Source organism: Pseudopedobacter sp. (assembly GCF_040392825.1).
In the GTDB taxonomy this organism is placed as follows: Bacteria; Bacteroidota; Bacteroidia; order Sphingobacteriales; family Sphingobacteriaceae; genus Pseudopedobacter.
In genome coordinates this window covers 1-9,392 of the sequence record NZ_JBEBVH010000155.1, presented here as the reverse complement: position 1 = coordinate 9,392, position 9,392 = coordinate 1, and the positions used below count along the sequence as shown (strand labels likewise).

The following is a 9,392-nucleotide window of genomic DNA, read 5'->3' as shown; positions in this document are numbered from 1 at the left end:
TTTCGCATGATTTCAATTCGCCTTTAAGCAACATTCAAACGTATCTTGACATTCTCGAGCGCGCCGACCTAACAGCAGAAGAACGAAAAGAACTGGAAAATGAACTAAGAAGGGTAACCAGCGACACACAACATTTCTTGAATAATTTACTGTCATGGACAAAAAAGCAGATGGAAGGATTTGATTTTTCTATTGCCGCCATTGACATAAACAAATGTTTATATGGCACGCTGGAAATCTGCAAAAATCTGGCTGCAAACAAAAACCTCGTTTTTGAATATAAAATACATAAAGACACTTTCGTTAAAACTAACAGCGATATATATCAGCTTATTGTACGTAATTTAGTCAATAATGCTATTAAATTCACTCCATCAGAAGGGAAAGTAGAAGTTCTGTCTGTTCTTGAAAAGGATACACTCACTTTAAAAATAATAGATAACGGTAACGGTATACCACAAGATAAACAAGATCAAATATTTACCTCCAAAATCAAGTCAACCTTCGGTACTAATAACGAAAAAGGAACTGGTCTGGGATTAAGAATGTGTAAAGAATTTACCGAAGCTTTAAATGGTAAAATATGGTTTGAAAGTGAACAGGGAAAGGGCACCACATTTTATCTTCAGATGCCCCTGGGATATCATTTTTCCTAAATGGAGATCATACATCATCTATTTATAATACCTTTCAATTCTTTTATCAGGTACAAGCCAAATTAATGCGATGGCATAATAAATTATGATGCCAACGATGGGCTCCACCAGTGCTGCCAATATTCCTATGATATATCCTAACGTTGAAACAACTTCCTTTTTGCCAGAAGTTACCGTCTTTGCAATATCAGATTCCCTACTTTCAGTTACTATGGCTACCTTTTCAATAATCCTGAAAGCTATACTGCTCATCACTAAAATAAAACCGTAAACAATAGTGGGTAAGGTAGAATTATAATTTTCTCCCATCCATCCGGTAGTAACAGGTAAAAAAGAGAGCTAGAACAATAAATGAAGATTGCTCCATAGTATCTTTCCATTTACCTTTTTTACAGTATGAAACAGATGATGGTGATTATTCCAGTATATTCCTACATAAATAAAGCTAAAAAGATAGGATAAAAATTTAGGTATATATGGCTTTAAACTTATCAGGCTATCCCCCACCGGAACTTTTAGGTCTAGTACCATAATGGTGATAATAATCGCTAAAACTCCATCACTAAACGCTTCTAAACGGCTCGTTGTCATAAGTTCTCTATATTAGAAATGAAAAAATAAATCTAATAATTTCTAAATTATTATTCATTGTGATATAAATTTACTTACTTCTTTTCGAAGGTAAACAGACAGATATTTTTTCGGTTCTGCTCTTAAAAAATGAAATCTTAGCAAGGTATAATGTTATGATTGTATATTCCCATCTTCAAAGATTTTTACTGTATTTTAGTAACAGGCTAACCACATAAATATAGTCTATGAAATTGCTAATTATTGAGGACGAAATGGAGCTTTCGAAAAGTATTACAAAATACCTTTCCGATGAGAGTTATTTATGCGAGCAGGCTTATACTTATGAACAAGCTATCGAAAAAGTAAACCTTTACGATTATGACTGCATTTTATTAGATTTAATGTTACCCGGAGGCAACGGATTAGAGATTTTAAACGATCTAAAAAAAAACACTGGAGTCATTATCATTTCGGCAAAAGATTCGCTGGACGATAAAATTAAAGGGCTCCAAATCGGTGCTGATGATTATTTATCAAAACCATTTTTTTTACCCGAACTTGCCGCCCGGATACATTCAGTAATACGCAGAAGAAATTTCGAAAACTCCAACATTATCACCTATAAAGAGTTAGAGGTGAATGTCATTTCTAAAACTGTAAAAGTTAATTCAACTATCATCCCTCTAACCAAAAAGGAGTTCGACTTATTACTCTTTCTAATGGGAAACAAAAACAAAGTTGTCACCAAAACCGCAATAGCAGAACATCTTTCGGGCGATCTGGCCGAAATGCTCGATAGCTATGATTTTATATATGCCCATATCAAAAATTTAAAGAAGAAGTTAGCAGATGCTGGTTGTGGGAATTATCTTAAAACGTTATATGGCAACGGATATAAGTGGGAAGTATGACAAAGTTACTCAGTAAACCTCTAAAAGCGTTTGCGCTATATGCCCTATTTATTCTTTTGGCTAGCATTCCTGCATATTATTTTATTATTGATCAGATATGGATACATGAGCTTAATAAGCATAATGAGATTGTGAGTTCTTCAATCATAAAGAATCTGAAAAATCAGCATTTGAATAATCACGACCTGGAACATAGCATCTCCTTATGGAATAAGATGCTCCCGGATGCAAAGATATCTCAAGTTGCAAGTCTTCGCCCGGATAGTATATACGATGTGTACAGGAAGTCTGCGGTTCTTTATAGTCATCCCATGGACAGGTTCCACGGATTGGTTACTTATTTTAGTTTGGATGGAAAAAATTACAGCTTAACAGTAGAGACGAACATCGAAGAGAGCTACGAAACCATAGCAGCAATTACAATGATAACAGTTATTTTCTTTTCATTAATGTTGGTCGGTTTCATCATGCTTAATAAAAGGATTTCCGGTTCTCTCTGGAAACCTTTTTATGAAACTTTGGAAAAAATAAAAAACTTTGACATTCATAAACAACAGCATATCGATTTCAAACCTAGTGAGTTTTTGGAATTTGAGGAGATGAACCAGAGTATCCGAAGGCTAATTGAGAGTAATATAAAAGCGTATAACCAACAAAAAGAGTTTACCGAAAATGCATCCCATGAACTGCAAACTCCACTTGCAATAATTCAATCTAAACTTGATATACTACAAAACTCCAATATCGATCAAGAACAATTCCATACGATAGAAGAGGCTGGGAAGGCCCTGACAAGAGTCTCTAAAATTAATAAGAACTTACTTCTTTTAGCTAAAATAGAAAATCAACAATTTTCGGAAACGGAAGAAATCAGTCTTAAGCAATCCATAAATGACTTATTAAATCTGCTGTCTGACTTTCTTAAAGAAAAAGCAATTATACTGGATTTAAACAATGAACTAATTATCCATAGCAATAAAAATTTGTTAGATATTATGCTAACTAATTTAATCATGAACGCTATTAGACATACTAAATCAAATTCTCAGATTCAAATTACATTACAGGGCAAGAGGTTGAGCATTTCTAATACAGGGGACTTTGCATTAGAAGAAGAAAAGTTATTTAAGCGGTTTAGTACAACCAATAAAAATAAACCAGGAGGCGGTTTGGGCCTTTCTATCATTAAAGAAATTACAAAACGGTATAACTGGGAAATAAGCTATTCTTTTCAAAATAACATGCATACATTTTCTATTTGTTTCTAAACGACTTCTGAAATTCAGAATTTATTCAGAATTGGATCTTAACCTTGTCCATAGAAAAGTAGTTTTGAATGTTAAAACAGATTTTAAATAACAGGTATGCCCTGCTTGCCTATTTTATCTTAGGTTTTATTTGCGTTTCCTTTTTACTTCGCACCGGCCTGCTGATGTTTTCACTGGAAAAAACAGAATTTAGTATTGCGGGAATTTTAAGAATTTATGTCCAGGGCTTAATTTTCGACCTTGCGGTCGCTTTACTGTTATCATCAACTTACCAATTATATTTATTGTTATTACCCGAAAAATTAGTCGGCTCTGTTTTCAATAAAGTAGCTACGTATATTTGGCTTACGCTGATGTTGTTTATCTGTTTCCTTTCATTTTTCGCAGAAATAACATTCTGGCAGGAATTTGAAAGCAGGTTCAATTTTATTGCCGTTGACTATCTTATTTACACTTACGAAGTCATTAACAACATCAACGAGTCGTATCCTTTGCCAATACTTATTGGCGGTGTTTTACTACTGGTCTTATTTGCATTTTTATTTCTTAAAAGATTGGCTGTATTTCAACGAGCTTTCAAGAAAGGAATGGTATTCAAAAAGAGAGTAACTCTATCGGGGACGTTATTAATTGTCACCATTTTAACCCCTCTGCTATTGAGCAATTCCAATGCAGACGTTAGCGAAAACAGGTATGAAAATGAGCTGGCTAAAGCTGGTATTTTTTCCTTTTTCTCGGCGTTCAAAAATAACGAGCTTAATTATAATGATTTTTACAGGCTTATTCCCGATAAGTTAGCCTTTCAGTTGGTCCGTTCTGACCTTAAAAACTCAGAATCAACCTTATCAGAACAATGGAACTCTATTAAAAGATTTGTAAAAAATCCTGCGATAGCATATAAACCAAATGTCATTATGATTACGGTAGAGAGTCTGAGTGCCGATTTTCTTGGCTATTTCGGGAACCAAAAACATTTGACTCCAGTTCTGGATTCCCTGGCGCAAACAAATCTCATATTCACTAATATGTATGCTACAGGAACACGTACCGTTAGAGGAATGGAAGCACTATCTTTAAGCGTTCCGCCTACACCTGGGAGCAGTATAGTAAGAAGACCCAATAATGATAAATTAACAACTGTGGGATATATTTTCGAACAGGAAGGCTATACCAGAACATTTTATTATGGAGGTGATGGCTATTTTGATAATATGAACGAATATTTCGGTAAAAATGGCTTCGACATAACTGATAGAGGCAGAAAATTAAACTTAGGCGATTCTTACTCTACACATCGTAAATTAATTGCCGACAACGAGATACAATTCGAAAATGCATGGGGAATTTGTGACGAGGATTTGTTTAATACTGTTGTAAAAGGTTCTGACGAATCGTTTAATGAGGGAAAACCGTTTTTTAATTTCGTAATGACTACTTCTAATCACCGCCCTTTTACATTTCCTGCCAACAAAATCAATATGCCGCAAGGAAATCGAGAAGGAGCTGTTAGATATACAGATTATGCAATAGGTCAGTTTTTAAACAAAATTAAGCGTAAGCCGTGGTATAAAAATACGGTAGTCATTATCATTGCAGACCACTGTGCAAGTAGTGCCGGTAAAAATGAAATTGATGTTAGTAAATATCACATTCCCTGTATGGTAGTGAATTTGCCAAATCAACAGCACAAAACTATAGACAGCGTGTGTTCTCAGATTGACCTTTATCCTACATTATTCAACATCTTAGGATGGAGTTACCAAAATAATCTTTATGGACAGGATGTTTTGGAGAAAACCTATAAACCAAGGGCTTTTTTAAGCACTTACCAGAAACTGGCTTATTTAAGTGGAGATAGTTTAGTAATACTGGGCCCACAACAGCAAGTAGAAACTTTTAAATATAATAAACTCAATAACCAACAAATTACAATACAGCTTAATAAAAAGACTGTAGAAAAAGCCATTGCCTATTATCAAACAGCTTATGATTTGTTTAAAAAAGGCGGTTTAAAACAATAACAATGTTAAACAAGTTTCCCTCAATTTGCTAATTTAGGCTCTGGGCATAACATTGTAAGTTGGGTCTTCATTTACATTTACTTCAACAATACCGTCTGCATTTTGGAGTAAACGCTTACAATCCGGACTTAAATATCGCAATGTAATACGCTTATTTATCTTTGCATAACGCTCGGTTATCTTATTCAGCGCATCTACGGCAGACATATCCACTACCCTACTGTCTCTAAAATCAATGATGACCTCTTCAGGATCGTCCATTACATCGAATTTTTCTAAAAATGCAGTAGTAGAGCCAAAAAACAACGGACCGTAAATTTCATAGTGTTTAATTCCATTCTCATCTACATATTTACGAGCTCTTATACGTTTCGCATTATCCCAGGCAAAGACCAATGCCGAAATAACTACACCAATCAGTACCGCCAGAGCCAGATTATGCAGTATTACAGTAATGGCAGCAACCAGAATACCTACAAAAATATCGGATTTTGGAAATTTATTAATAATACGAAAGCTTACCCATTGAAAAGTCCCTATAGCAACCATCATCATTACTCCAACCAGTGCTGCCATCGGTATTTGCTCTATAAATGGTGCCCCTACTAAAATTACAACCATAATAGTTACAGCACCAATAAAAGCAGAAATGCGTGTACGGGCTCCGGAATTTAGGTTTACCAGGGTCTGAGCAACCATTGCACATCCTCCCATTCCACCAAAAAAACCATTAATAATATTAGCAGTCCCCTGAGCTACGGCCTCTTTATTAGAATTTCCTTTCGTATTTGTAATTTCATCAACCATATTCAACGTCAGTAACGACTCTACTAAACCAACGCCAGCCATGACTAAAGAATATGGAAAAATTAATTTCAAAGTTTCAATAGAAAAGGGAACATCAGGGATATGGAAAGAAGGAAAAGTTCCACTTATAGAAGCTATATCTACCACTTTCTTAGTCTCGATATCAAAAAACAGAACTAAGAAAAATATAGTCAATATAGCAATTAAAGAAGCCGGAATCGCTTTGGTAATTCTCGGAAAACCCAGAACAATAAAAATAGTTAACAGGGTTAGTCCAAACATTGTATACAAGGATTGACCTGTCATCCATGTTACTGCCCCTATCTCCGAAACTATTTTAAACTGCTCTAACTGAGCCATGAAAATAATAATGGCCAAACCATTAAGAAAACCATACATTACCGGCTGAGGAATTAATCGCACAAATTTCCCCATTTTAAATATTCCAACGAGTAGCTGAAGAATACCGGCCAGAACGACAGCAGCAAAAAGATATTGAACACCATGAGATGCAGCTAAAGCAATAAGTACCACAATTGTAGCTCCTGCACCACCCGATACCATACCTGGTCGACCTCCAAGAACAGCTGTCACCAGTCCCATTAAAAATGCAGCATAAAGACCGGTCAATGGCGAAAGACCAGCTAAAATAGCAAAAGATAGAGATTCGGGAATCATGGTCATTGCAACCGTTAAACCGGCCAGAATTTCATTTTTAAGATTAAGAGTACCTGACGATTTTATAGTGATAGCTTTCTCCACAAGTTAAAAGGTTAAATTCAGAATTTGTTCCGGTGGCAAAGCTAGCTTTTAGATCATAAAAAGACAATAACTTATTGATTCGCTAATAGATCACACCTTCTCTTCTTAGATTCTATACTGAAACATCATTAACTTTTCTGATTGCAAATTATTTTTAGAAATAAAAGTAAATTTGTTTCATAAACCTATATTAACTACTTTAGCTTTTAACCATCAAATAAATTAAAAACCCATTTTCTCTTCAGATATGCAGTTGGAAGCTCAGATACATGATCTAACCAATAACCTCAAAAAGGGCGAATTACAGGTTTCGGATATAGGAGAATTGGTTCCTGCGTCTGTTATGTTGCATGATCTAGACGGTCTTCAGCCAACCGGCTGTAGTTACATGAACAACTGGGGATGCGAACGCTTAGGAACATCTGTAAACGATATTAATGAACTCGGAGAATCTTATTATGAACGATATTTTATAAAAGAAGAGTCTTTGTCTATATTTCAGGGCATGACTCGGTATCTTGTAGAAAATGACTTCAGTAAACAATATACCTTTTTTCAACGAGTGAAGTTATTTGAAGAGATTGATTATATATGGTTCTTTACCGTTTGCAAGCTGGTAAAAATAAAAGAGCAACAGCAGCTAACTAATAAACTTGTGTTGCTTTCTTCTCCAATAACGGGTATAGGTAATATGATTCAGCGTTTTAACAAAATGCTGAATCAAGACAGATATGTACATCAGCATTATATAAAATTCGCAAAACTGACGAAAAGGGAAAAAGAAATTATCACTTTATTGTGTGAAGGAAAATCATCCGCTGAAATCGCAGAAATGTTGTTTGTATCTACAAATACGATAATTACTCACCGAAAAAATATTACTAAAAAACTCGGCATCAAATCTTTTGCCGAACTTATCAAATTTGCGATAGCATTTGATCTGGCAGAATAACTTGCACCTCAATTAATTTAAGAATGAAGCATAGTCGTTTAAAAAGTAGTTTGCTTATCAAACAGATTGACTAGCTGCCATTAAAGAAAGAGACTGTTCAATGTTATAAAAATCCAACATAAAACTAAACTTACTTCTTTACAGCAGATAAACGCTGAATTCCACCAAACTTCAAAATCAGCCATGCTAAAGGATGCAAAAAAGCCATAATTAAAAACCATTGCATATAGCCCTGCCCCTGCACTAATGATAAAACCGGATCGAAGACAGCATGAAAACCCTTATCTAAAAAGCCTCCTGATTTTGTATTACTTTCGGTTACCATTGCGGCAACAATCATATTCATAATAATACCTCCAATTGTACTTCCAGCTGCGACCACACTAAAAACCGTTCCTAAAGAATGTTTTGGAACAACATCAACTACCAGAGAGCTAATATTTGTAAGCCAGGCTAATGAAGCTAAAACAGTGCAAAAAGTTAAAACCATTGAAAAATTTAAACCGGTAACATTTGCAATAAAAGGAGATAATGGCATCATACAGGCACAACCTAACATTACCCACATCCTGCTATTCGCGGGCTTAATTCCTTTTTTGATAATTAAACCGGAAAGTATACCGCCTAATAAGCTACCAATTCCTGCTGCAGCATAAATGAGCCAGGTTATTTTCAAACCCTCTTGAGTTAACCCTCTATCAGCACTTAAATATTTTGGAAACCAAAATTGATAAAAATACCATACCGGATCAGTAATTAACCTTGCAACTAACAGCAACCATGTGCCTCTAAATAGCAAAATTGTTTTCCAGGACCATGCATTTTTCATCTCTGTTTCATCCGGATTTTCCATAGCTTCAGAGTTTTGAATCATATTCAATTCTGAAGAACTAATGAGATTGCTTTTCTCCGGTTTTTGGTAAATAACACTCCAGGGAATTAACCATAATAACCCAGCAAATCCAGTTAGAATAAACGCTAGTTTCCAACCAGTACCTTGTCCTAATATACTTACGATTAATGGCATCGTCTCAGAATAAGCATGAGTTGCCAAAGGGATTACAATATAAGGAGCAATGGTTGCTCCAATGGTTGCACCCATAGTATATAAACCTATGGCGATTCCTCTTTCTTTCGCTGGAAACCATTCTGATACGGCTTTGCTGGCAGCGGGCCAAACCCCTGCTTCACCTAATCCTAACATAAACCGATAAAAACCTAAAGAAATCACAGTACTTGCTGCCGCTGTAAACATATTAGCTAATGACCACCAGGTAACAAAAACCAGCATTGCTGCCTTTGTCCCTATTTTATCAGCTATACGCCCGGAAATTAAGTAAGAAATGGTATACGCGACTAAAAATATATTAATCACATTGGCATAATCATTATCATTCATGTTTAAATCTATCTGTATAGTTGGAGCTAAGGCAGATAGCGTT

General features: G+C 35.2%; 9 protein-coding genes. 5 read left to right on the top strand and 4 right to left on the bottom strand.

The genetic code is table 11. The features are described from left to right. On the top strand, positions 1-656 hold a 656-nt coding region (locus tag ABWO41_RS11685), incomplete at its 5' end, for a sensor histidine kinase (protein ID WP_353137907.1). A gap of 18 nt (positions 657-674) precedes the next feature. Here ABWO41_RS11685 and ABWO41_RS11680 read toward each other — a convergent pair. Both ABWO41_RS11680 and ABWO41_RS11675 read right to left on the bottom strand, forming a co-directional pair. Beyond that, complete coding sequence (locus ABWO41_RS11680) at positions 675-965, bottom strand: hypothetical protein (RefSeq protein ID WP_353137905.1); 291 nt, start codon at positions 963-965, stop codon at positions 675-677. A 30-nt stretch (positions 966-995) separates the two neighbouring features. After that, positions 996-1,247, bottom strand: coding sequence for a TMEM175 family protein (locus tag ABWO41_RS11675; RefSeq protein ID WP_353137903.1), 252 nt, complete (start codon positions 1,245-1,247; stop codon positions 996-998). Between the two features lie 227 nt (positions 1,248-1,474). Between ABWO41_RS11675 and ABWO41_RS11670 the strand changes: the two genes are divergently transcribed. The 3 genes from ABWO41_RS11670 to ABWO41_RS11660 all read left to right on the top strand — a co-directional run bounded on the left by ABWO41_RS11670 (position 1,475) and on the right by ABWO41_RS11660 (position 5,429). Further along, positions 1,475-2,140, top strand: coding sequence for a response regulator transcription factor (locus tag ABWO41_RS11670; protein WP_353137901.1), 666 nt, complete (start codon positions 1,475-1,477; stop codon positions 2,138-2,140). Then, positions 2,137-3,408: a PorY family sensor histidine kinase gene (gene porY / locus ABWO41_RS11665; protein WP_353137899.1), complete on the top strand. Its 1,272-nt coding sequence runs from the start codon at positions 2,137-2,139 to the stop codon at positions 3,406-3,408. Before ABWO41_RS11670 ends, porY begins: the two co-directional genes overlap by 4 nt. Before the next feature lie 68 nt (positions 3,409-3,476). After that, entirely contained in the window at positions 3,477-5,429 is a 1,953-nt protein-coding gene (locus ABWO41_RS11660) for an LTA synthase family protein (protein ID WP_353137897.1), read from the top strand. Positions 5,430-5,462: 33 nt separating this feature from the next. Here ABWO41_RS11660 and ABWO41_RS11655 read toward each other — a convergent pair whose 3' ends face one another. Further along, on the bottom strand, positions 5,463-6,998 hold the full coding sequence (locus ABWO41_RS11655; protein ID WP_353137895.1) for a SulP family inorganic anion transporter: 1,536 nt from the start codon (positions 6,996-6,998) through the stop codon (positions 5,463-5,465). Positions 6,999-7,245: 247 nt separating this feature from the next. Here ABWO41_RS11655 and ABWO41_RS11650 point away from each other — a divergent pair, with 247 nt between their 5' ends. Continuing rightward, a complete protein-coding gene (locus ABWO41_RS11650; RefSeq protein ID WP_353137893.1) occupies positions 7,246-7,950 on the top strand; it encodes a response regulator transcription factor in 705 nt (234 codons plus the stop codon). 130 nt (positions 7,951-8,080) lie between these two features. Here the strand turns inward: ABWO41_RS11650 and ABWO41_RS11645 are convergent. Beyond that, positions 8,081-9,392: MFS transporter (locus tag ABWO41_RS11645; protein ID WP_353137891.1), on the bottom strand; the 1,312-nt coding region annotated here is incomplete at its 5' end.

Coding starts and splice junctions, on each gene's coding strand:
- ABWO41_RS11680 (WP_353137905.1), bottom strand. CDS start 965: ATGGGAGAAAATTATAATTCTACCTTACCCACTATTGTTTACGGTTTT.
- ABWO41_RS11675 (WP_353137903.1), bottom strand. CDS start 1,247: ATGACAACGAGCCGTTTAGAAGCGTTTAGTGATGGAGTTTTAGCGATT.
- ABWO41_RS11670 (WP_353137901.1), top strand. CDS start 1,475: ATGAAATTGCTAATTATTGAGGACGAAATGGAGCTTTCGAAAAGTATT.
- porY (WP_353137899.1), top strand. CDS start 2,137: ATGACAAAGTTACTCAGTAAACCTCTAAAAGCGTTTGCGCTATATGCC.
- ABWO41_RS11660 (WP_353137897.1), top strand. CDS start 3,477: ATGTTAAAACAGATTTTAAATAACAGGTATGCCCTGCTTGCCTATTTT.
- ABWO41_RS11650 (WP_353137893.1), top strand. CDS start 7,246: ATGCAGTTGGAAGCTCAGATACATGATCTAACCAATAACCTCAAAAAG.